This is a genomic window from Candidatus Acidulodesulfobacterium acidiphilum, assembly GCA_008534395.1.
Taxonomy (GTDB): domain Bacteria; phylum SZUA-79; class SZUA-79; order Acidulodesulfobacterales; family Acidulodesulfobacteraceae; genus Acidulodesulfobacterium_A; species Acidulodesulfobacterium_A acidiphilum.
Genome location: SHMQ01000035.1, coordinates 1 through 23,084, shown reverse-complemented (window position 1 = coordinate 23,084; position 23,084 = coordinate 1). Strand labels below are relative to the sequence as shown.

Annotated in this window: 25 protein-coding genes; 24 read left to right on the top strand and 1 reads right to left on the bottom strand. The window is 39.3% G+C overall.

The window, feature by feature from the left end:
• Positions 1-104 precede the first annotated feature (104 nt).
• Positions 105-926 carry an ATP-binding cassette domain-containing protein gene (locus EVJ48_08740; GenBank protein ID RZV37562.1) on the top strand — a complete coding sequence of 274 codons (822 nt, stop codon included), beginning with the start codon at positions 105-107 and terminating at the stop codon, positions 924-926.
• Positions 927-940: 14 nt separating this feature from the next.
• On the opposite strand, the gene EVJ48_08735 is transcribed toward EVJ48_08740, so the two are convergent.
• Complete coding sequence (locus tag EVJ48_08735; GenBank protein ID RZV37561.1) at positions 941-1,573, bottom strand: hypothetical protein; 633 nt, start codon at positions 1,571-1,573, stop codon at positions 941-943.
• A 285-nt stretch (positions 1,574-1,858) separates the two neighbouring features.
• Here EVJ48_08735 and EVJ48_08730 point away from each other — a divergent pair, with 285 nt between their 5' ends.
• The 23 genes from EVJ48_08730 to EVJ48_08620 form a co-directional block, all read left to right on the top strand.
• The gene (locus EVJ48_08730) at positions 1,859-2,896 is read left to right on the top strand and encodes a rod shape-determining protein (protein ID RZV37560.1); all 1,038 of its coding nucleotides are present in this window, start codon (positions 1,859-1,861) and stop codon (positions 2,894-2,896) included.
• Entirely contained in the window at positions 2,824-3,726 is a 903-nt protein-coding gene (gene mreC, locus EVJ48_08725) for a rod shape-determining protein MreC (GenBank protein RZV37559.1), read from the top strand. The genes EVJ48_08730 and mreC overlap by 73 nt, the downstream gene beginning before the upstream one ends.
• A gap of 37 nt (positions 3,727-3,763) precedes the next feature.
• Entirely contained in the window at positions 3,764-4,258 is a 495-nt protein-coding gene (locus EVJ48_08720) for a hypothetical protein (protein RZV37558.1), read from the top strand.
• A 64-nt stretch (positions 4,259-4,322) separates the two neighbouring features.
• On the top strand, positions 4,323-5,438 hold the full coding sequence (locus tag EVJ48_08715; GenBank protein ID RZV37557.1) for a hypothetical protein: 1,116 nt from the start codon (positions 4,323-4,325) through the stop codon (positions 5,436-5,438).
• Positions 5,439-5,453: 15 nt separating this feature from the next.
• Complete coding sequence (gene mrdA, locus EVJ48_08710) at positions 5,454-7,349, top strand: penicillin-binding protein 2 (GenBank protein RZV37556.1); 1,896 nt, start codon at positions 5,454-5,456, stop codon at positions 7,347-7,349.
• Positions 7,350-7,365: 16 nt separating this feature from the next.
• Positions 7,366-8,478 carry a rod shape-determining protein RodA gene (gene rodA / locus EVJ48_08705; GenBank protein RZV37555.1) on the top strand — a complete coding sequence of 371 codons (1,113 nt, stop codon included), beginning with the start codon at positions 7,366-7,368 and terminating at the stop codon, positions 8,476-8,478.
• Positions 8,479-8,487: 9 nt separating this feature from the next.
• Positions 8,488-8,994, top strand: a complete 507-nt coding sequence (locus EVJ48_08700; protein ID RZV37554.1) for a phosphatidylglycerophosphatase A — start codon at positions 8,488-8,490, stop codon at positions 8,992-8,994.
• Between the two features lie 91 nt (positions 8,995-9,085).
• The gene (locus EVJ48_08695; GenBank protein RZV37553.1) at positions 9,086-10,345 is read left to right on the top strand and encodes a nicotinamide-nucleotide amidohydrolase family protein; all 1,260 of its coding nucleotides are present in this window, start codon (positions 9,086-9,088) and stop codon (positions 10,343-10,345) included.
• 93 nt (positions 10,346-10,438) lie between these two features.
• Positions 10,439-11,491 (top strand): recombinase RecA, encoded by a 1,053-nt coding sequence (gene recA, locus EVJ48_08690; GenBank protein ID RZV37552.1) that lies wholly within the window; start codon positions 10,439-10,441, stop codon positions 11,489-11,491.
• A 3-nt stretch (positions 11,492-11,494) separates the two neighbouring features.
• The gene (locus EVJ48_08685) at positions 11,495-12,772 is read left to right on the top strand and encodes a type IV pilus twitching motility protein PilT (protein RZV37551.1); all 1,278 of its coding nucleotides are present in this window, start codon (positions 11,495-11,497) and stop codon (positions 12,770-12,772) included.
• Between the two features lie 50 nt (positions 12,773-12,822).
• On the top strand, positions 12,823-13,365 hold the full coding sequence (locus EVJ48_08680; protein ID RZV37550.1) for a regulatory protein RecX: 543 nt from the start codon (positions 12,823-12,825) through the stop codon (positions 13,363-13,365).
• Between the two features lie 46 nt (positions 13,366-13,411).
• Positions 13,412-16,117 carry an alanine--tRNA ligase gene (gene alaS, locus EVJ48_08675; GenBank protein ID RZV37549.1) on the top strand — a complete coding sequence of 902 codons (2,706 nt, stop codon included), beginning with the start codon at positions 13,412-13,414 and terminating at the stop codon, positions 16,115-16,117.
• The gene (locus EVJ48_08670) at positions 16,114-16,887 is read left to right on the top strand and encodes a hypothetical protein (GenBank protein ID RZV37548.1); all 774 of its coding nucleotides are present in this window, start codon (positions 16,114-16,116) and stop codon (positions 16,885-16,887) included. The genes alaS and EVJ48_08670 overlap by 4 nt, the downstream gene beginning before the upstream one ends.
• Positions 16,888-16,944: 57 nt before the next feature.
• Positions 16,945-17,679 carry an outer membrane protein assembly factor BamD gene (gene bamD, locus EVJ48_08665; GenBank protein ID RZV37547.1) on the top strand — a complete coding sequence of 245 codons (735 nt, stop codon included), beginning with the start codon at positions 16,945-16,947 and terminating at the stop codon, positions 17,677-17,679.
• A gap of 83 nt (positions 17,680-17,762) precedes the next feature.
• Entirely contained in the window at positions 17,763-18,350 is a 588-nt protein-coding gene (locus EVJ48_08660; protein RZV37546.1) for a translation initiation factor IF-3, read from the top strand.
• 68 nt (positions 18,351-18,418) lie between these two features.
• Positions 18,419-18,622 (top strand): 50S ribosomal protein L35, encoded by a 204-nt coding sequence (gene rpmI / locus EVJ48_08655; GenBank protein RZV37545.1) that lies wholly within the window; start codon positions 18,419-18,421, stop codon positions 18,620-18,622.
• A 39-nt stretch (positions 18,623-18,661) separates the two neighbouring features.
• On the top strand, positions 18,662-19,012 hold the full coding sequence (locus EVJ48_08650) for a 50S ribosomal protein L20 (protein RZV37544.1): 351 nt from the start codon (positions 18,662-18,664) through the stop codon (positions 19,010-19,012).
• A 34-nt stretch (positions 19,013-19,046) separates the two neighbouring features.
• Positions 19,047-19,367 (top strand): integration host factor subunit alpha, encoded by a 321-nt coding sequence (locus EVJ48_08645; GenBank protein RZV37543.1) that lies wholly within the window; start codon positions 19,047-19,049, stop codon positions 19,365-19,367.
• A complete protein-coding gene (locus EVJ48_08640; GenBank protein ID RZV37542.1) occupies positions 19,336-19,758 on the top strand; it encodes a MerR family transcriptional regulator in 423 nt (140 codons plus the stop codon). The genes EVJ48_08645 and EVJ48_08640 overlap by 32 nt, the downstream gene beginning before the upstream one ends.
• A gap of 2 nt (positions 19,759-19,760) precedes the next feature.
• Positions 19,761-20,561: a 5'/3'-nucleotidase SurE gene (gene surE / locus EVJ48_08635; protein RZV37541.1), complete on the top strand. Its 801-nt coding sequence runs from the start codon at positions 19,761-19,763 to the stop codon at positions 20,559-20,561.
• On the top strand, positions 20,558-21,214 hold the full coding sequence (locus EVJ48_08630; protein RZV37540.1) for a protein-L-isoaspartate(D-aspartate) O-methyltransferase: 657 nt from the start codon (positions 20,558-20,560) through the stop codon (positions 21,212-21,214). The genes surE and EVJ48_08630 overlap by 4 nt, the downstream gene beginning before the upstream one ends.
• The gene (locus EVJ48_08625; protein ID RZV37539.1) at positions 21,177-22,172 is read left to right on the top strand and encodes a sigma-70 family RNA polymerase sigma factor; all 996 of its coding nucleotides are present in this window, start codon (positions 21,177-21,179) and stop codon (positions 22,170-22,172) included. The genes EVJ48_08630 and EVJ48_08625 overlap by 38 nt, the downstream gene beginning before the upstream one ends.
• Positions 22,169-23,084 (top strand): glycosyltransferase family 39 protein (locus tag EVJ48_08620; protein RZV37538.1); only part of this gene is annotated, 916 nt, incomplete at its 3' end. The genes EVJ48_08625 and EVJ48_08620, both read left to right, overlap by 4 nt.

The window sequence follows — 23,084 nt, the reverse complement described above, 5'->3', positions numbered from 1 at the left end:
GCAATTTTGGGTCCTATCGCAACATTGAATTCTATCCCCATAGTATTATATAATATTACAAAATATTGCGCAATAAACGGCACATTTATAAAAAGGGATGAAAAGTGCGGGAAAACGGAGAAACTGCCGCCGTTAAGGTAGAAAACTTAGTAAAAAAATATAAAGACGTTACCGCCGTAAACGATATATCGTTTACGGTAAACAAGGGAGATTTTTTTGCTTTTCTGGGGCCTAACGGAGCGGGCAAGACTACGACTATAAAGATTTTATGCACGCTTATACTGCCTACGAGCGGAAATGCATATATAAACGGTTACGATACGGCTAAGGATAAAAAAAACGTAAGGAAATCCATCGGATTGGTGTTTCAGGACCCTACGCTTGATAACGACCTCAGCGCATATGAAAATCTGAGTTTCCATGCAAAATTATACGGAATGGAAAAAAAAGCGGCTAAAGAAAGGATAGACTATATATTAAATTTTATTGATTTATATGAATACAGGGATAAACCCGTAAAACGGCTTTCGGGAGGAATGAAAAGAAGGCTCGAAGTCGGACGCGGACTTCTTCATTCTCCTTCGGTTCTTTTTCTCGACGAACCCACGGTCGGACTGGATATTCAGACAAGAATAAATATGTGGGATTTTATCGATAAATTAAGAATAAAAGAAAAAACGACGGTATTTTTAACTACGCATTACATAGAAGAAGCTGAAAATTGCGATAAAATAGCGATTATAGACCATGGAAAAATAGTAGCGATAGACAGTCCTCAAGCCTTAAAAAAATTGGCGGAGTCTAAACATGGTGAAATTCCTACCCTTTCCGACGTTTTTTTATCTCTCGTCGGGAGGGAAATAAGAGATGAAACAGGTTCGGCTTTAGATAGAATGAGACAGTTTGGCAGGGCTTTAAACCGGTAATTCAAGGCTTTATTTCAGCTTAATTTTAAAATAATTTCCGACGACGCTTCAAGCGTCATTGCCCATCTGAGCGCAACCGTCGGAGTCCGTCCCCATGAAAAAGAACCGTGGGATTTTATCATAAATACGCCGTTTTCTTTAAATATATCGCTTGCTTTAATATTAAAAGCAGAGAATGTTCCGCTTTTTACGTCGTCTATGAATTTTAAAGGAAAAACGTATATTTCGGGAAAGAAATAAGCGGATTCAAAATCTAACGGTTTAATTATTTTTATATCGGGGTAAATAGAAAAAAGTTTTTTCAAGGAGGCGTCCGCAATTGCGCCCGATATGCCGTCAGCTCCCGTTTTATCGGTACGTAAAGAAAGGGCTATGGCATTAAGCGGATGACAGTGAAAGACCGACGACGCAGGAAAACTTTTTAATATAAATCTGTGGACTTCTAATTCCGACGATGCGCAATTTGCCGATACGGTAAAATCGTCAGGTTTAAGATTTATAAGGCTTCTGCCGGTTTTAGTAATAAGTATCCCGTCTTCGGTTTCAACGCTTATGTTGCCGCTGTGGGTATCCACTAAATTTTTGTCGAACGCTATATTGCATACGTTTCTTAATTCGGCAAAAAGCTTAGAATATTTTTTTTCCATAGGTATCGTTATATTTTATATAACGTCAAAATATAATGCAAGCTTCGTTTGCGACGGGGAAAGAAAAAGGTGTCAGATTTTATTTTACGCATATGGAAAACAGCAATTAACTATCAATGTGTTGCGTAAAATTAATCTGACACCTTTTTCTGCTATCCATGCAGAGGGCAGAATTGAATTCCTTCCCCGTTTTTAATCATCCCCCCTAATTTAAAACTTGCTAAAAAAATCAATATATTATAATATTTAATATATTTAAGATTTATAAAGAGAGGTTATTCAATTATGTTTGTCGACAGTTTGATAGGTATGTTCAGCAACGACCTTGCCGTTGATCTTGGAACGGCGAACACTCTTATATACGTTAAGGATAAGGGCATCGTTTCAAACGAACCTTCGGTGGTTGCGGTACATATAGATTTGCGCGGAGAAAAGAAAATCCTTGCCGTAGGAAAAGACGCAAAGAAAATGTTGGGCAGGACGCCCGGCAATATATCCGCCATAAGGCCTATGAAGGACGGAGTGATAGCGGACTTTGAAGTAGTAGAAGCCATGCTTAAGTATTTTATAAGAAAGATACATAACAGAAAAAGCATGATAAGACCCAGAATAATAGTCGCTATTCCTTCCGGCATAACTGCCGTCGAAAGAAGAGCGGTCAGGGAATCGGCGGAAGTCGCAGGGGCAAGAATGGTCTATCTTATAGAAGAACCGGTCGCAGCGGCTATCGGCGCAGGCCTTCCTATTACGGAAGCCGCCGGAAATATGATAGTGGACATAGGAGGCGGAACCACGGAAGTAGCCGTTATTTCCATGTCCGGCATAGTTTATGCCAAATCTTTGAGGGTCGGCGGAGATAAAATAGACGATTCGATAATACAGTACGTAAAGAAAAAATATAATCTGCTTATCGGCGACAGAACCGCCGAGCTCGTTAAAATGACTATAGGCACCGTTTATCCGGTCGAAGAAGAGTCTAAAATGAGTATTAAAGGCAGGGACTTGGTCAGCGGCATACCTAAGATTATCGAAATAACTTCTTCCGAAGTCTTGGAAGCTATATCCGAACCTGCTGCCCAGATAGTCGATGCCATAAAAACTACGCTTGAAAAAATTCCGCCGGAACTTTCTTCGGACATAGTGGACAGAGGAATAGTCCTTGCAGGAGGCGGAGCGCTTCTTAAAAATATCGACGTTCTTATCAGGGAAAATACCGAACTTCCCGTTATAATAGCCGACGATCCCCTTACCTGCGTCGTACGCGGAGCCGGCAAAGCGTTAAACGAAATTCAAGTTTTAAAAGATATAATGTTAGAAAATTAACCGTCGTGGGAAAGTTTGCAAAAAAATTAAAATTAAAAAAACATAAAGATGCCGTTGTTCTTTTGGCTGTTATATTAATATCTTCCGCGGTTTATTTATTTTCGGTTAAAGGAATAGGATTCGGAGGGGCTTTTTCCGATTTTATAGGAAATAAAGTATATTTAATTTATGAAACGGTCGATTATCCTATAGCGGCTTCCGAAAAGATATATAATAATTATATAGATCTTATTTCGGTTAAAAGAAAGAATTTAAAGCTTAAAGAAGAATTAAAAAAAGTAGAATTTAAATATAACCGCTACAGATATTACGCAATAGAAAACAGGGAACTTAAATCGCTCCTTTTTTTGAAAAATTCTATAAGCAGGAAATCGGTTGCCGCAGAGGTCATACTTCACGGCATAGAAGACTGGTTTTACGGTTTGTATATTAATAAAGGAACTAAAAACGGAGTATCAGACGGAGACGGCGTTATTTCTTACGACGGAGTCGTAGGGCGCGTAGTTTACGCGGGACGCGGCAGGTCTAAAGTTATTCCGATTACTAATCCCAAGTGCGTTTTTTCCGTTATAGACGCAAATACCGGAACTATGGGCATAGCGAACGGCGCTGGCAACGGCTATCTTCAGATGAGATTTGTATTTAATTCAAAAAAGATAAATAAAGGCGATAAAATTTTAACGTCGGGATTAGGCGGCGTATTTACGTCGGGAATATACGTCGGTAAAGTAGTTTCCGTAATAAAAAAAAGTTACGATATATTTCAACGCGTAACCGTAGCGCCTTATAAAAATTTATTTAACGAAAAATATGTTCTCGTCGAAAAATAACAGCATTTATAATTATTTTTATACAGCATGCCTTTTTTTGCTTTTAATAATACTGCCGCTTATTATTAGCAATAATTTTAATTTTAATTCAGGTTCTTTTTACGTATTTCCAAATTTTGCTATAGCCGGATTGGTTTTTATATCTGCTTATTTAGACGTTTATTCAGGCTGGATCGTTGCATATATAATATTTTATATTTACGGTTCTATGACGCCGTTAAATCCTGCTGTTTTCGGTTTTTCCGGAACTTTGTCGTATGCGGCTTCTTACGTTATATGGCGAAGAATGCCGTTTGAAAATACGGTAACGGAAATTTTAATAACTTTTGCCGTATCGTATATATTTTATTTAATTCTGTTTTTAACGGTTTTTTACGGACTTAAAATAGATTTTACATACTGGAATTTTCTTTTCTCTTATGTTTTGCCGGTGTCTATTACTACCGCCTTAGTTTCTCCTGCGGTATTTTACGCCTTTAAAAAAGCAGGCTTAGGGAATTTTTTAAATAAAAGAAAACTAATACAAATATAATCAAATTTTTGACGGTACCGGAATTGAATTCCGATACTTAATTCAATTTGTGGCAGTACCGGAATTGAATTCCGATACTGCATTTATTAAAATAACCGCAGGGACGGAATTAAATTTCGTAACTGCTAAAAATTGGGATTTAATTATGCTTGATTTTTTAAGAAGATTTTATGCGCACACGGCGGGAAAAATTATAACCATTCTCGTCGGGCTTTTATTTATAGTGGGTTTTAGCTTTCTTCCTTATATAATGGGCGCGGGCGGCGGAGCATCGCCGAGCGACGTTGCCGTAGTTGCGGGGAAAGGCATTTCTTTAAACGACTTAAACCGATATTACGGAAAATTAGAAAACGAATACGAAAAGCTGTACGGAAATAAATTAACGCGAAAGGAATTGAGCATGCTCAATCTTACCGGCTCAGCCCTTTCGTCTCTCATTGCGGACAAAGTTTTAGAATTAAAAGCTCCCGTATTCGGCATCGAAGTTTCAAACGGTTTCATAGCCAGGAACATAGCTTCTGCTCCGGCGTTTCAAAAAAACGGGAAGTTTAGCGATAAACTGTTTAAGGCCGATATGCTCGATAACCATATGACCCCGGCGGCTTTTGAAAAAAATTTCAAAAACGAAATTACTAGGGAATATATAAAAAGAGTCGTAGAAGAATCTTTCAGCGTAGTCGATACCCAGTTTATAAACGATTATAAAATAAGAAACAAGTCTGTTTCATTTAAAATAGCCGTATTTAAAACAAAAAACAAAGCGGACAAGTTTCTCAAGAGCGAAATTTTATTCAATAAAGATTTTTCCGGCATTGCAAAAAAATACGGCGGCGGCACCGTTGCAGTTCCTCTTTTTACCGAAGCCGGAATAATAAAATCTTTTTATTTCAAAAAATACCGCTTTAATGCCGATATGCTGAAATCTATATTTTCTTCAGGGCGTAAAGACGTCATCGACGAAGTATTTCCCGTTAAAACGGGGTATGCCGTCATTAAAATACAGAGAGTATTTTTTCCGAGATATGTTTCGGGCAAACTTTCTAAAGCTAACAATAAAGAAAGCGAAATGTACGCTTTTCAGAAGGAACAGAAATTTTTAGACTATTACGTAGATTATTTAGAATCTAAATCTAACGTTAAAATAAATAAGAATGCATTATCGTCGTTTCATCCTTATTGATAAATAATATGCCATATGTCTTCTTTATATAGCGAAAACGGAGTATTTAAAGAACAAAAAAACAGAATTAATATTATTGCAGTTATCGTAACCGCACTGTTATTTATTTTATTAGTCAAGCTTTTTTTTCTTCAAGTTATAATGGGCGGATACTATTATGACCTGGCACGCGATAATGCTACGAGAGTTATATATCTGGCGGCTCCAAGAGGGGATATATTGTCTTCGGACGGAAAAATATTCGTCGACGACGAATCTTCTTTTAATATAGCCGTTACGCTGTCGAGGGTAAAAAATGTAAGGTCGGAATTAAAATTTCTTGCAGTACTGATGCATAGAAACTACCGGCATATTTTGAAAAAAGTAAAAAAAGAAGAATTTCTTCCGCCTTACGAACCGATTATCATTATGCGGAATATTTCCGTCAAACAACTCTCCAGATTCGAGGTAAACAAACTCTTCCTAAAAGGTTTTTTCGTGGCTAAGATTCCCATAAGGCATTATCCTTACGTAAAAATGGGAGCCCAGATTTTCGGATATGTAGGTCCGGTGTCGTCCGTCCAGCTAAAAGAAGCTAAATATTCATATCTTAATTCTTCCGACATTATCGGCGAAACAGGGCTTGAATACTATTACCAGAAATATCTGCACGGAAAGGACGGGGAAAAAAGAATCGTCGTAAACTCGAAAGGCGAACCTATAGGAAAGGTTATAGTAAAAAAACCGGAAATGGGCGCTAATTTATATACTACCCTTGATTTTACTTTACAAAAATTAGCTTATAAACTTATGAAAAAAAGAGAAGGAGCGGTTATAGCCGTAAATCCCGAAAACGGAAAAATTCTCGCTATGGTTTCCACCCCTTCCTTTAACCCTTTTTATTTTTCGGAAGGCATTAGCGAAAAACACTGGAGCTCAATTATCGGCAACGACGAACATCCGCTTCAAAACAAGGCCATCCAGAACGCAATCGCGCCCGGTTCGACTTTTAAAGCCGTGGCTTCTCTTGCCGCTCTTTCCCTTCATATAATTACGCCTAAAGAAAAAATTTATGCCGGACCGACTTTTAAATTGGGAGATGCGGTATTTTACAACTGGAATCCTTATCAGAATTCAAAAATAAATCTGTATAAGGCAATAGCCGAATCCGTGGATACTTATTATTATTCCATAGGCGTCAGGATAGGCATCGACCAGCTTGCGAAATACGCTTTTAAACTCGGTTTGGGAAAGAAAACCGGAATAGATCTGCCGGGGGAAAATCCGGGTTTTATTCCCACCAAACGTTTAGTTTACGAAAGATACCGCAGGCACTGGTATAAGGGTTCTACCCTGTCGGCAATCATAGGGCAGAGTTACGACCTTGTAACTCCGATACAGCTTGTTATGGCTTACAGCGCCATAGCTAACGGAGGAAAACTTTACAGACCGTATATACTTGAAAAAATAGTTTCTCAGAAAGGAAAAGTATTAAGGACAATGAAGCCGAAATTTATAAGGAATATAGATATAAAAAAGAAATATCTCGATGCGGTTAAAAAAGGTCTCTGCGAAGTTGTAAGCAAAAGTTATGGAACGGCCGTAAACGCCAGAATAAGGGGCATAAAATTTTGCGGCAAAACCGGTACGGCGCAGGTCATATCGAAAACTTATTCTATTTACGACATTAAAAGCGTGCCGAGAAAATACAGGGACAATGCATGGTTCGTCGGATTTGCTCCGCTTAAAAATCCTAAAATCGCCGTCGTGGTTTTAGATATGCATGCTAAATTTCTCGGAGCAAACGCGGCAGTTATAGCAAAAAAAATAGTGGAAAAATATTTGGAGCAGAAAGGGCTGTGGAAACCGTCCAAACATCATAAAAAGAGCAAGAAAAACAATATTCCGAGTTTTATATATACAAGTTTTTAAATTATGAAAATATATTATGAAAATATTAAATAATAAATATACGCAGAATTTCGATTTTATAATACTTTTTACGGTAATTATAATTTTTTCGTTAGGTATTATTAATCTTTACGGTTCCTTAAGCATACATCACAAAGATTTTTTCGATCCGTACGTCATAAAACAGCTCGTATGGTTTGTAGTGTCTATTCTGATAATGGCCTTAATTATATCCATAGATTACAATACTTTGATAGAAGCGGCGTATTATATATACGGATTTATTTTAATATTTATCGTTATCGTGCTAGTAAAAGGAAGAATTACCCACGGAGCTTCGAGATGGATTTCTCTCGGCGTACTTTCGTTTCAGCCTTCCGAATTAATGAAAATAGCCCTGATATTCGCTCTCGTCAAATATTTTACGACCTGCGAAAACAAAAAAGGCTACAACCTGCGGAGCCTTATTATACCTTTTATTATGATATTGATACCTGTTTTATTAATAGCTAAAGAGCCGGACTTAGGAACGTCCCTTATAGTTTTATTTATAGGGTTAATTATTATTTTTTTGGCGGGAATTAAAAGAAATTCCATGCTTATACTCGCCGGAATTATTCTGGTAACAGGTCCGGTTTTATGGTTCAGGCTTAAATCTTACCAGAAAAGCAGAATATTGATATTTCTGCATCCCGCAAAAGATTATCTCGGAGCTGGATATAATATTATACAATCGGAAATAGCCGTGGGAGCGGGACGGCTTTTCGGCGACGGTTTCGGCAACGGCTCCCAGAGCACTTTGGATTTTTTGCCGGCAAAGCATACCGATTTTATTTTTTCGACTTATATGCAGCAGTTTGGTTTTATAGGCGGATTAGTTCTTATAATTCTTTATTTTATAGTTATAATAAGAGGGTTTAAGATAGTTTACAGAGCCAAAAAACTTCAGGGTTTTTTACTCGGCGGCGGAGCTCTTGCCATTATAACTTTTCATGCTATAATAAATATGTTTATGACCGTCGGCCTTTTGCCAGTAGTAGGCGTCCCGCTTCCGTTTTTCAGCTACGGCGGCACGTCGCTCGTCGTAGATATGTCCGCGGTAGCAATACTCCTGAATATTTCTATGAGGAGGTATAAATTCCAATCGTAAACATATGGAATGAATAAAATGAACGAATTTAAAAAAAATAACCCGTTTATTTTTGCGGCATCCTTTTTTTACGCAGGATTTTTTCCTTACGGTCCCGGTACCGCCGGTTCCGTAGCCGCTTTTTTGCTGTATATATTTTTGCTTAGATTTTTAAACCCTTTTTATTATATCGCAGTATGTATTATAATATTTATTACCGGGGTTTACGTTTCTTCCAAGGCTTCTAAAATATCCGGATTAGAGGACCCGCCTTTCGTAGTAATAGACGAAGTTCTCGGCTACCTTGCAGTTATGTCCGGTTTATTATGGATGCATTTCGATTTTTTTCATATTTTGATATACTCTTTACTTGGGCTTCTTCTTTTTCGTATTTTCGACATATCGAAGCCGCTGTTTATAGGAACTATAGACAAAAAAATTAAAGGCGGATTAGGCATTATGCTGGACGACGTCGCCGCCGCCCTTTTTTCCGTAATAATTTTAAGAATAGCTATCGTAATAATAGCAGGTATCTAATTATCTGAAGTAGTGCCGGAATTCAATTAGAGCACTGCCACAAAATGTAAAGGGGTACGGAATTCAATTCCGCCACATCTCAAAACGAAATATGAAAGACATAAAAATATTAGTTATATCGGACGACGGAAATTTTGCCGCGGCAGGCGAAATAATAAAAGAGCTCTCCGACGTGCTTTCGGTTTACGGACTCGGTTTCAAAGAAGCCGTAATTATGCCGGAAAACCAGGATGTAAGCATATCTAAAGTCGTATCTTATATGACGTCCGAAGATTCTTTCGTAATAATATGCGGAGGCATAAAGGAAGGAAGTTCCTTGACTTCCGAAATAATATGCTCCGTTTTGAAGAAAGAACGGACGAGAAGCAAAGATGCCGCAGACTTGATGGCTTTAGTTTACGAATCGAACAAAAAATCTTTCGATCATTCCGCAGAAAAAGCATGTTATTTTCCCGACCATTCTTTTATCGTGCCGAATCAAAATTCCGGCATATCCGGTTTTTATCTTACCGAACCCGTATTTATAGCCGCGTTTCCTTTAGAGCCTCATAATGCGGTTTATATGTTCAAAAATCACGTTCTCGGTAAAATGCTCGGAAAATTAGGTATAAATTATTTCGTCAAATTTAGAAAATACAAGCTGTTCGGTTTAAAAGAAAAAGAGTTTGAAGCTCTTTTTGCAAAATTAAAACAGGTTTCGGACGTTAATTTAACGTATGAATATTCATACGGGGAATTTATTATATCCGCGGCGGTAAACGGCGTTTCAACCCAAAAACTCAATGAAAACATAAAGTTAATAGATTCAAAAACCGGCGGAATTTTTAAAAATTATCTTTACGGTTATGACGAAGACGAACTTGAAGTAGTATGCTCTTATCTGTTGAAGGAAAACGAAATTAAGATATCCGTGGCGGAATCCCTTACCGGAGGGCATATTTCCGACAAACTTACCGACCTGCCGGGCGCATCTTCTTATTTTCTTTACGGCGGCGTAGTATATTCAAATTTTGCAAAAACCGATATTTTAGGAGTAGATCCGTCTATTATAGAAAAAGAAGGCGCCGTTTCCGAAGCATGCGCAGAGGAAATGGCAGAAAAAGTAAGGGAAAAAACAAAATCGGATATAGGCATCGCCGTTACAGGTTTAGCGGGACCCGGTACCGACGGCGGCAATTATCCGGTAGGAACGGTTTTTATAGCATTATCGAGCGATAAAATAAAAGAGTCCAGAAAATATGTTTTTTCCGGTTCGCGTGCCGATATAAAATCTTATACGACGAAAATGGCGCTGTTCTGGATTTACAGGCTTTTAAACGAAATAAGCGGCAAAAATATGACAAAAATTTAACTTGATAATCTTTCTTTTTTTTAATATATTATATTGAACAGTGGTGCCGGAATTCAATTCCGTCCCCGCAACAAATAATCTACAGGTGAAATTATGGCAGTAAAATCAGTCGAAACTAAAGAAAACGTTAAAGAAAGCGCAAAAGACGCCGCTATCCATGAGCAAAAAATGAAAGCGCTCGACCTTGCTATGGCTCAGATAGAAAAGCAGTTCGGCGCGGGAGCCGTCATGGTTCTCGGCGGAAAGCCGCCGGCAGAAAATATACAGTCTATTCCCACCGGCTCTCTGTCGTTGGATATTGCGCTCGGCATAGGCGGCATCCCTAAAGGAAGGGTAATAGAAATATTCGGACCGGAATCGTCGGGAAAAACGACGCTTACGCTGCAAATAGTCGCGCAGGCTCAAAAACGGGGAGGCATAGCCGCTTTTATCGATGCGGAGCACGCCTTAGACTTGCAGTACGCAAAGAAAATAGGCGTCAACGTGGACGAACTCGTCGTTTCTCAGCCCGGAACCGGCGAAGAGGCGTTGGAAATAGCGGATTCTTTGGTAAGGTCAGGTTCTATCGACGTTTTGGTAATAGACTCCGTCGCCGCATTGGTACCTAAAGCCGAAATAGAAGGCGAAATGGGGGACTCCCATATGGGACTGCAGGCAAGGCTTATGTCGCAGGCCTTGAGAAAACTTACGTCCGCTATAGCAAGGTCAAATACGTCGGTTATATTTATTAACCAGATAAGGATGAAGATAGGCGTTATGTTTGGTTCTCCCGAAACCACTACCGGCGGCAACGCTCTTAAGTTTTATGCATCCGTCCGTATAGATATAAGAAGAACCGGCTCTATAAAAAAAGGCGACGAAGTAGTGGGCTCAAGAACTAAAGCGAGGATAGTAAAAAATAAAGTAGCTCCTCCGTTTAAAGAGGCGGAGTTCGACATAGTCTACGACAGCGGAATATCTTTAGAAGGGGACATAGTCGACATAGGTTCGGAAAGCGGCATAATAGAAAAATCGGGAACATGGTTTAGCTACGGCAAAGAAAGGCTTGGACAGGGAAGGGAAGCCGCAAAAGAAACGCTCAAAAACAACCCCGCCCTGCGAGACGAAATACATTCTAAAATTTTAGAAAAATTTAATCTTAAATAAAAAATGGACGAAACGGTTTTACAGTCTAATGCCGCACAGGACGGTCAACAGGTTAAGCAGGGAGGACAGCCGTCGCTTTTAGGAACTATTTTAATGACGGCGGTCGGCAAGAAAGCGTCGGATATTCACCTTAAAGTAAATTCTTATCCTATTTTTAGAATAGACGGGGATATTTACAAACAGGAAAATTTCGGCGTTATGTCCAAAGAAGTTATAGAAAAAATAGCCGTAAGCATGATGGATAAGCATCAGCTTAAAGTTTTTCAGGAAAACAGGGACGTCGATCTTGCATACAGCCTGCACGGCGTCGGAAGATTCAGGGTCAATATTTATTCCCAGCGGAATTCTTTAAGCATAGCAATGCGCTATATCCCTTTCGATATTCCAATTTTTGAATCGCTTAACCTGCCTAAAATTATAAAATCTATATCACTTAAAGAAAGAGGATTAATACTGGTTACGGGCATAACCGGCAGCGGAAAGTCCACGACTCTCGCTTCCATGATAGATTTTATAAACAGGAATAAACCGGTAAACATAATAACCATCGAGGACCCTATCGAATATCTGCATAAAGATATAAAAGCATTAGTCAACCAGCGGGAACTCGGCATGGACGTTTATTCTTTTTCGCACGGATTAAGGGAAGCCTTAAGGCAGGATCCCGACGTTATTTTAGTAGGCGAAATGAGAGACTTAGAAACGATAGAAACGGCAATAACTGCGGCTGAAACCGGACATCTCGTAATGAGCACCCTTCATACGCTGGATGCGCAGGAAACCATTAACAGAATTATAGCGGTTTTTCCTCCTTATCAGCAAAAACAGATAAGAATACAGCTTGCTTCCGTTATTTCCGCAGTAATATCGCAGAGGCTTATAGCAAGAGCGGACAAAAAAGGACGTCTTCCGTCCGTAGAGATAATGATAGGAACGGAAACGATAAAAGAATGCATATCAAACGAAGATAAAACCGCGAGTATAAGAGACTTCATAAGAAGCGGAAACATACAGTACGAGATGCAGACTTTCGACCAGTCCCTCTACAATTTTTATAAACAGGGCTTGATAACATACGAAGATGCTCTTGCGGAATCCACCTCGCCGAACGACCTTGCACTGTTAATATCCGGAGTAAACGCTTCCGACGACGATATAAGCGCAGGGGTAAAAGCAGACTCCGTTGAAAGCGGCAAAACTTCAGTCACCGCCGGAGCAAGTCCGTCCGTAACTGGAAATACGGCGGCTTCAGGCGGTTCGGGTTCTTACTGGACAACGTAACCGCATGTATGTTTATGCGCAAAATATAGAAGTATAGCGCTACATAATGTATTATCGGAGTAATCTCTTTGAAAATATCGCAGGAAAATATTTCTAAAAGAAAGTCTAAAACGCCTTTATCGGCGCAGAATTACTCTTTAAAGCTCGTGTCCGCGAGGTCTTATTCCGAAAAACGGCTTGCCGAAAAATTAATCAAAAAAGGCTTTTCTACGGAAGATACCGGCAAAGCGTTAAAGAAATTAAAAGAATACGGATACTTAAACGATGAAGAATTTGCGGAAAGACTTATAGAAAGCGGAAAAAAAAGACTTATCGGCAGAATAAAATTAAGCTATGAACTTTATAAAAAAGGAATAAACAAAAATATTATAGACAAGCTAATCGAAACGTTTTACACGGAAGACGAAGAACGTTCCGTTATGCTTAAAGCGGTGGACAAAAAGAAAGTTTCCCTGATAAAATACAGGGAAAACGAACTGATATATAAAAAGAAACTTTACGATTTTTTGCAGAGCAGAGGATTTTCCTCTAAAATAATAGAAGATGTTATAACAACAGCACCTGAATTCAATTCCGGCGCTGCTATAAAATAAAAAATAGGGACGAAAATTCAATTCTGTCCCTGCCGCAAAATGGAATATGAAATCAAACGAACTTAGGGAAATATTCATTAAATTTTTTACGGGAAAAGGACACGTGCAATTGCCGAGTTCTTCTTTAATTCCCGCCGGCGACGACTCTATCATGTTTACTAATGCCGGAATGGTCCAGTTTAAGGACTATTTTACCGGCGTAGTTCAGCAGGCGCCTATGCCGCGAGCCGTAACCGTTCAAAAATGTATGCGCGCAGGCGGCAAACATAATGACCTCGAAAACGTCGGCAAAACTTCCCGCCACCACACTTTTTTTGAAATGCTCGGAAATTTTTCTTTCGGAGACTATTTTAAAAAAGATGCCGTTTTGTTTGCCTACGAATTTATAAAAGACGTCATAGAACTCGACCTCGACAAAATATACGTTACAGTAAACGATAAAGACGAAGACGGTTATAATATCTGGAAAAATACCGTAGGTTTCGATGAAAACAAAATATACAGGCTCGGCGACGAAACTAATTTTTGGCAGATGGGAGAAACCGGTCCTTGCGGCTATTCAAGCGAAATATTTTACGATACCGGTTATTCGGAAGCGGGGCATACGGACTGCGATATTAATTGCGATTGCGGCAGATATTTAGAAATTTGGAATCTCGTTTTTATGGAATTTAACAGAGATAAAAAAGGAGACCTTTCAAAATTGCCGCGTCCCTCTATTGATACGGGAATGGGGCTTGAGCGCATACTGCGAATTTTGCAGAACGTAAAATCAAACTACGATACCGATGTTTTTACTCCTTATATAAAAGAGATAGACGCCGTTACCGGAAAACGATACGACGGCGGAGACGAAGCGTACGATACCGCCGCAAGGGTTATCAGCGACCATATACGGACGTCGGTTTTTTTATCCGCAGAATCCGTATTTCCCTCCAACGAAGGCAGAGGCTATGTATTCAGGAGAATTTTAAGAAGACTTATCAGATATTCTTTAAAGCTCGGCATAAGTCTCGATAACCTGAAATATCTCGGTAATATCGTGGTAATAATTATGGGCGGATTTTATCCCGAAACTGCCGACGGACTTGCCGTCTTCGAGAAGATAATCTCCGAAGAGTATGAAAGGTTTAACGATACGGTAGGACTGGGAATTAAACTTTTGGAAGAAAAAATTATCGAACTTAAGGAGAAAAAGCAGAAAATAGTTCCCGGCGAATTCATATTTAAATTATACGACGAAAAAGGTTTTCCGGTAGATATAGCAATAGATATGGCTGAAGAAAACGGTTTTTCGATAGATTTAAAAGCTTACGACGAATTAATGGAACTTCAGAAAAAAGGTTCAAAGCAGAAAAAAGAAAAAAACGGAGTTCCCGAAACCGTTTCCGGCGTACCTAAATCGCTTTTTAAAGGATACGGCAATATAGAAAATGCCGCTAACGCCGATATTAACGGCATATTCGACGAAGACGGCATGCCCGTCGAGAACATAAAAGACGGCGGTTTTTATTATATAGCCTCGGATATTACCCCTTTTTATCCTGAAGGAGGCGGTCAATCCGGCGACAGAGGAACTATAAAGTTTAATTACGGAAAATATTCCTTATCAGCTTCGGTTTCCGATACATTTAAAACCAAAAACGGAGTCATCCTTCATTATGCAAGAATATTTACCGAAAGCATGAAGGATGCAGAACAAAATCTGGGAGCCGCCGCCGCCGAAGAAATGCTTGCCCCGCCGGTTTTTCCCGTAAAGGCTAGTTTTTCGGTCGATGCGGAATTAAGAAAAAAAACTGCGGCAAACCACAGCGCGGTCCATCTTCTTCAATCCGCGCTAAGAGAGATACTCGGCAGCCGCGTAACACAGCAGGGTTCGTTCGTAGATTCGGAAAGGCTCAGATTTGATTTTTCGTACGGCAAGCCTCTGACAGACGAAGAAATAAGGAAAGCGGAAGTTTTAGTCAACGGATATATTTTTGCCGACCTTGAAGTAAAAACGCACGAGCTTGACGTTCAAACCGCTTTAAATTCCGGCGCCCTTCACTTTTTCGATGAAAAATACGAAGATACCGTAAGGGTCGTGTCCATGGGAACGGCATCGAAAGAATTCTGCGGAGGCACCCATGTTTCGAGAACCGGAGAAATCGGATTTTTTAAGATTACCGGAGAATCTTCGGTTGCTTCCGGCATAAGGCGCATAGAAGCCGTTACGGGTTTTAATTATCTCGACTACTTGTACGTGGAAGAGGACAATATAGTTAATATCGCCAAACTTCTGAATACTTCCAAATCCGAAGTTTACAACAGAATAATAAAACTGTATTACGATTACGAACTGCTTGAAAAAACCAACGAGGAACTCAGGTCGAAACTCAATTCTTTTGAATCCGAGCGTCTTATAAAATCTTTTAAAACGGGCATGGCGGCCGCAGGCGGATTTAAATATTTAATTTCAAAATTCGGCAACGTTTCAGGCGAAGAATTAAAAGAGCTTGTAAACGCCTTAAGTTCAAGGCGCGATTTTCCCGAAGGCGATTCTGTCGTAGTTTTTATATCTAATATTAAAGACGAAAAGTTGATTTACATCGTATCTGCAAAAGGTTCCATAGACGCATCAGCCGTTATAAAACGCATTAATTCGGAAACCGGAGGAAAAGGCGGAGGCAAAAAGGATTTTTCTCAGGGCGGAACGCAGGATGTTTCAAAATTCGACGTAATAGAAAAAATCATTGAGTCGGTATTGTTATGAGCAAGAAAACTGCGGCGGCATCGACGGTCGTCTTATTAATATTTATATCTTTCTTTTTCAGCGGATGTGCCGTAAACGTAAAGACCGCCGTTAAACCGTACAAAAAACCGGTTGCATATAAAAGCAGAAAAGAAGTTCTGGCAGGACTTATTAAAAATTACGGAACGTTCGGCGGGTTATCGGGAAGACTGCGTTTCACGGTATCGGACGGCGGTTTTTCTATAGAGCAGGCAGGCATTTATAAATATATAGCCGGAAAGTATATAAGCTTTATTATTTTAGACATGTACGGCGACGTTCTTTTTAACGCGAAAATAATTAAAACGAAAAGCGGAACGGAAGCCGTTTTTTTCAATCCCGAAGACGGCAAAATTAAATCAATAAACTTGGATAAAAAATATAAAATTAAAACTAACGATAAAACGCAAAATTATCAAAGGCTGTTAAGAGTTTTTAAAATTTTGCTTTTTATCGATAAACTGAATAAAATAAAAAAGTCGCCTATTTTTTATAATACCGAAAAAGGTTTCTTTTTTGCATACGGCGGAAAACAAGGCTATTATATATGCGTTTCAAAAAAATACCTTATCCGTTCCGTAACTTCGGTCAAAAACGGAAAAGAAATAGAATCGGTACGCTTTAAAGATTACGTTTTAAAAGGTTCCGGCGCAAATACAAGCATGGTTCCTTTAAAAATATATGTTGACGATTATTTATATAATGTTAAAATGAATATACGTCTTTCTAAAGGAAGTATGTTGCTTAACTAACAACGGTGCCGTAATTCAATTCCGGCACCGTCACAAAACTGGTAACGAAATAGACAAATGAAAAAACTAACTTTATTAATCTCTATTATAGCCGCAATATCCGTATTCTCGGTTATGCTTTCCGGATGCGGCAAAAACGTAAAGAAAAATATTTTGCCGCCGGACGTTTATTACGGCAAAGCCATGCACGATTCCCATGTTAAAAATTATAACGGCGCCGCAAAAAATTTTAAAGCCCTTATAGAAAATTATCCGGCTTACGGTAAAACGGAAATTGCGGAAATAAGGCTCGGCGACGTTTACTATCTTGAAGGAAAATATATCGAATCAGCAGGCGCTTATTTGGATTTTGTACATCTTCATCCGCGTTCCAAATACGTTCCTTTTGCAATGTATTACGAAGCTATGTCGTATTACAAAAGAAATTTGGCGGTAGGCAGAAATCAAACTCCCCTTAAAAACTCGAAGAAGGTTTTTGAAAAACTTATATCGAAATACCCTTATTCAAAATATTCAAAAAAATCTTTTAAATATATTAAACTTATTAATATAAAACTTTCCGAAAATACCTTTTTTACAGGACTTTACTATTACAATGCGAGCATCTGGAAACCGGCGGCTTATATGTTTAAAACGGTATTAAAGCAGTACGGGAGGGACGGCGTTCCTATTATACCTAAAACGCTTTATTATCTTTCGTCCTGCTATAAAAATCTTGGAAATAAAAAAATGGAAGCCCGCTATCTGAATATTTTAAAAACAAAATACCCGAAAAGTAGGTATGCGGAATAAAAGAATGTTGACACGGCTCTTAAATTATGCAATAATTTAAAGCTAACGCAAAAAATTAAAAAAATAAATAAGGAGAAATTAATATACAGAAAAATAACAGAACGTACATAAACGAAAGTATCAGGGCAAAAGAGGTAAGGGTTATCGACGAAAACGGCAAACAGGCCGGTATAATGCCTTTATATGAAGCCGTTAAACTTGCCAAAGAAAAGCTCCTCGACCTCGTCGAAGTTTCCGAAGAAGCCGTTCCTCCGGTATGCAGGATAATGGATTTCGGCAAGTTTAAATACGAGCAGAATAAAAAAGCTCAGGAAGCCAAGAAGAAACAGGTAGTTATACATTTAAAAGAAGTTAAATTCAGGCCCAATACCGACGAGCACGATTACAATTTTAAATTGAAAAACGCCGTTTCTTTTCTTAAAGACGGAAACAAAGTTAAACTTACGGTAACTTTTAAAGGCAGAGAACTTGCCCATACGGAATTGGGAATAAAGGTAATACTGAGGGCAATCGAAGATTTAAAGGAGTTCGGCGTTCCGGAGTTTCCTATTAAGCCGGACGTCAAAAGGACGTTCAGCACGATTATAGTACCGGTTAAGACGGCTAAAAAGACTGCCGAAAAAGACGCCGTTAAAACGGAAAAAACGAAAGAGCAGGAAAAAACGGCATAATAAAAATATATTAATTAAAAACGTTAATAAAAAATTAAAATAAATTTTAAAAAGGTGGTTTTATTAAAATGGCAAAGATAAAAATAAAAACTAAAAAAGGCGCAAAAAAAAGATTTAAGGTAACGGCAACCGGACTCGTCGTTCATCATAAAGCAAACAAGAGCCATATACTGACGTCTAAAAAACGCGGCAGAAAAAACAGGCTTAAAAAATCGTCGGTAGTTAATTCCGTTGATTCCCTTAACGTAAAAAGATTAATACCGTATCTGTAAAATTTATAAATATAATAAGCTATTATAAGGAGCAGTATAATGCCGAGAGTAAAAAGAGGTATTTTAACCAGAAAAAGACACAAAAGAGTATTAAAAGCCGCAAAAGGCTATTACGGCGCGAAAAGCAGGCTTTTTAAGTCCGCAAACGAAGCCGTAAACAGAGGGCTTAACTATGCTTACAGAGACAGAAAAGTCAAAAAAAGAGAATTCAGAGGTATGTGGATAGTCAGGATAAACGCCGCATGCAGAGAAAACGGAATTTCCTATTCAAAATTTATAAATGCGCTTAATAAAAAAGGCATAGAATTAAACAGAAAGGTTTTATCCGAAATAGCTCTTTCAGATCCGTCTGCTTTTGCGGGCATAGTGAAAGACGCTGTCGCTGCCTAAATAATTAAAACGATTAATTCGGAGAACATAGTTTATGGCATTAACCAGGGCAAATTTAACTTCAAAAGTACGTTCTAAGGTTGGTTTGCCGACCGCGGAATCCGCGCAGTACGTAGATTCGTTCTTTGAACTTATAAAATCCGAAATAGAAGAAGCCGGAACCATAAAGCTTAACGGTTTCGGAAATTTTACGATTAAAGAGAAAAAAGCGAGAAAAGGCAGAAATCCGCAGACCGGAGAAACTATTATTATCAGCGAAAGAAAGGTCGTAAAATTTAAGCCTTCTGTAGTTTTTAAATCGGAAGTGAACAAAAAATACAAAAATGGAAGTTCCGATAAACAGCGCTCAAGATGAAAAATATTTTTACAAAATAGGCGAAGCCGCCAAAAAAATAGGCGTCGAACCGTTCGTTATCAGATACTGGGAAACCGAATTTTCTTTTTTAAAGCCTTATAAATCAAAAAGTAGCCATAGGCTCTATTCCGGTTCGGATATCGAGAAACTTCTACTTATAAAAGACTATTTATACGATAAAAAATTTACCATAGAAGGCGCAAGAAAAGCTTTAAAGCGCAAATTATACGGCGGCGAGGAGAATATAGCCGAAATTGCGGCTGAACGCGCCGAAGAAAACGGAGGCGTTTTAAATTCCGGCGGCGGACAAGCACACGAAAAGATAGAATTGGTCCGTCGCGAACTTAATTCGCTAAAAACATTTATTAAATCAAGAAAGACTGGATATTAAACTTGAATATACTCCTTTCCAACGACGACGGCGTTTATGCGACCGGCATAAACATATTATACGAAGAATTATCAAAGAAATACGACGTAACCATAGTAGCTCCCGACAGGGAAAGAAGCGCAAGTTCCCATTCGCTCACCATAGACAGACCCTTAAGAGTCAACGAAATCAAACCTAACATATTTTCGGTGGACGGCACGCCGACCGATGCGGTAAATATCGGCGTCCACTCCATAATGAAAACAAAACCCGACCTCGTAATTTCCGGAATAAATTACGGAGGCAATATATGCGACGACGTCATCTATTCGGGAACGGTATCCGCCGCCATGGAAGGAGCCGTTATGGGAATCAAATCCATCGCCGTTTCTTTGATGGTTAACAGGGGAGGAGGCTATCTTCCCAAAGACGCTTCTCTCGAAGAAGATCTGGAAGCCTCTTTCGTAAAAGCTTCCGAGTTCGTTTCAAACCTTGCTTCCGTTTTCAATAAAACCGGTTTTTCGGAAAACACCCTCTTGAACGTAAATATTCCACAGACTATAATAAAAAAAGAAAATAATCCTTTTGAATACCGAATTACCAGACAGGGAAAACGCTATTTCGAGGACTTCGTAGTAGAAAAAACCGACCCCAGGGGAAGAAAATATTACTGGATATGGGGTAAAAATATCACTTTCGAGGATATAAAAGACAGCGATTATGAAGCCGTGCATAGCGGACTTATTTCCGTTACGCCTATCCACTTAGACATGACAAATTATAAAGCTATGGAAAAATTAAAAAATATAGATTTTTCGATATGAACGCAAAAATTATAAACGGTCTGTCATCGAAGGGCATTACTTCATCCGCCGTTTTGGGCGCGATAGCGAAAATTCCACGCGAATCTTTCGTCGCTCCGCCTTTCAGGCACTCCGATATGTGCTACGGAGAGTCGCCCCTGCCCATAGGGCATAACCAGACTATTTCCAGCATTTATACCGTCGCTCTTATGACTCAGGCTCTGTCCGTCGATAAAAGCCATAAAGTCTTGGAAATAGGCACTGGTTCCGGTTATCAGGCCGCCGTTCTTTCCCTGCTGTGCGGTTCCGTTTTTACCGTAGAACGCATAAGGGATTTATCCATGCAGGCAAGAACGGTTATCGAATCCTTAAATCTGCGCAATATAATTTTCATAGTCGGCGACGGTTCTATCGGCTACGGCGAATATGCTCCGTACGACAGAATAATGATAACCGCCTGCTCTCCGGATATCCCGGCCGCTTTGTTCGCCCAGCTTGCCGAAGGCGGCATTATGGTGGTGCCGGTCGAGCAGAACGGCGCCCAGTCGATATGCGTAATAGAAAAGGAAAACGGAGCGATGGTTTCCAAAAATATAGCTCCGGCTAACTTCGTTAAATTAATAGGGAAGAACGGTTATGAAGCGCAAAAATCCAGCCAAAGGTGCGGTTTCTGAAAAATCTTTAGCCGTAATAGACGGAGCAGAAGTTCAAAACGGTTATGCCGAAGAATACGGAAGAGTTTCCGATAATTCGTTAAGGTCGGAAGAAAACAAAATTTCAAGCCAGTACCTTAAATACCTTAAAAAATATCCTCTGCTGACCAAAGAGCGGGAATACGAACTTGCCGTCAAAGCAGGAGAGGGCGACGCAGATGCGAGAGATTTAATGATAAAATCCAATCTCGGACTAGTGATAAGCGTCGCAAAAAAATTTCTCGGAAGAGGACTGTCTTTTGAAGATTTAATTATGGAAGGGAATCTTGGACTTATAAAAGCCGTCGAAAAATTTAAACCTAAATCCGGTTTCAGGTTTTCTACATACGCTATCTGGTGGATAAGACAGACCATAGAACGCGGAATATTAAACTCCGGCAGGGTAGTAAGGCTGCCTATCCACATATCCGAAAACGTTTATAAGTATTCGAGGGCGGTAAAAGAAATAACTTCCGAAATTCAAAGGACTCCAAATATGGGCGAAGTAGCCAGCCGCATGGGGATTAAAGAATCGAAACTCGAAAAAATCATGAGTTTGGTCGGCAATATTTATTCTTTGGATGCCGTATATACCGGCGGCGAAGACGAAGAAAACCAGTCTAATTCTTTTTCTAATTTAATAAAAGCAGATGAAAGCCAGGATTCGGCTTTCGACGAACTCGATAAAATAGAAACTCTTAATCTTTTAAACGGCTGGCTTTTAAGGCTTTCAAAGCAGGAAAGAAGCGTCGTAATTTTAAGATACGGGATTAACTACGAAAAGCCTCGCACGTTAAACGAAGTAGGGCGGATATTCGGACTTACAAAAGAAAGAATAAGGCAGATAGAAGTAAAAGCATTAAAAAAGCTCAGGCAGATGGCAGAAGAATCGGGTTTTGAAGGCGGCAAGCCGCCCGCGGAAGAAAAGGAAGAGAGTTGAGTTCGTTTATAAAAAAATATAACAAATATAAATACGAGATTTATTTAATCCTCGTTTCTCTTTTTGCCCTGATAGTCCACATTCATCTTGCGTCCACCTTAAACCTCGGCAACGACGAAGCCCACTACTATGCGTGGTCTTTAAAGCCGTCTCTCGGTTATCTCGACGACGCCCCTTTTGCCGGCTGGATTATATACCTTACGGACGCTCTTTTCGGCAAAAGTCAGCTTTCCGTCCGTCTCGGCTCCGTCGTATTTTCTTTTTTCGACGGATTTTTAATATATTATCTGACTTATATTTTATTTAAAAGCAAACGCGCCGCTTTTTTCTCGTTTCTTTTTTATCTTGCCGCCGTCATATTCGGCATTGTTCTTTCCGTTATGATGCTTCCCGACGCCCCGCTTTTATTCTTTACTCTGTTATTTTTTATTTTTTTCTATAAAGCGGCGGAAAAAAATGCCGAAACAAAAGGGGCAGATCTTTTTTATTTCCGCAACGAAAAGCAAAATTTATCAAGCGGCTCGACGGAAATAAATAAATCTGTCCCTTTTGTTTATTGGCTCCTCTCCGGCATCTTCCTCGGACTCGCTTTCCTTAGCAAATATACCGCCGCCCTTATTCCGCCCGCCGCTCTGTTATACCTGCTTCTTTCCAAGCAAAACAGGCATTATCTCAAAACTTTTTATCCCTACATGACGCTTGCCGCCGCTCTTTTGATATTTTCGCCCGTTATATACTGGAATGCCGTCCATAATTTTATTTCTTTCAGGTTTCAGCTTTCGCACGGTTTTTCCCATCCTACCCCGGGTTTGCCGCTTCTTTTAGCCGGCTGGCTCGGCCAGGTTCTGGTCATTACTCCCTTTATATACATATTTCTTATCGGAGCGTTTATATATGCAATAATAAAAATAA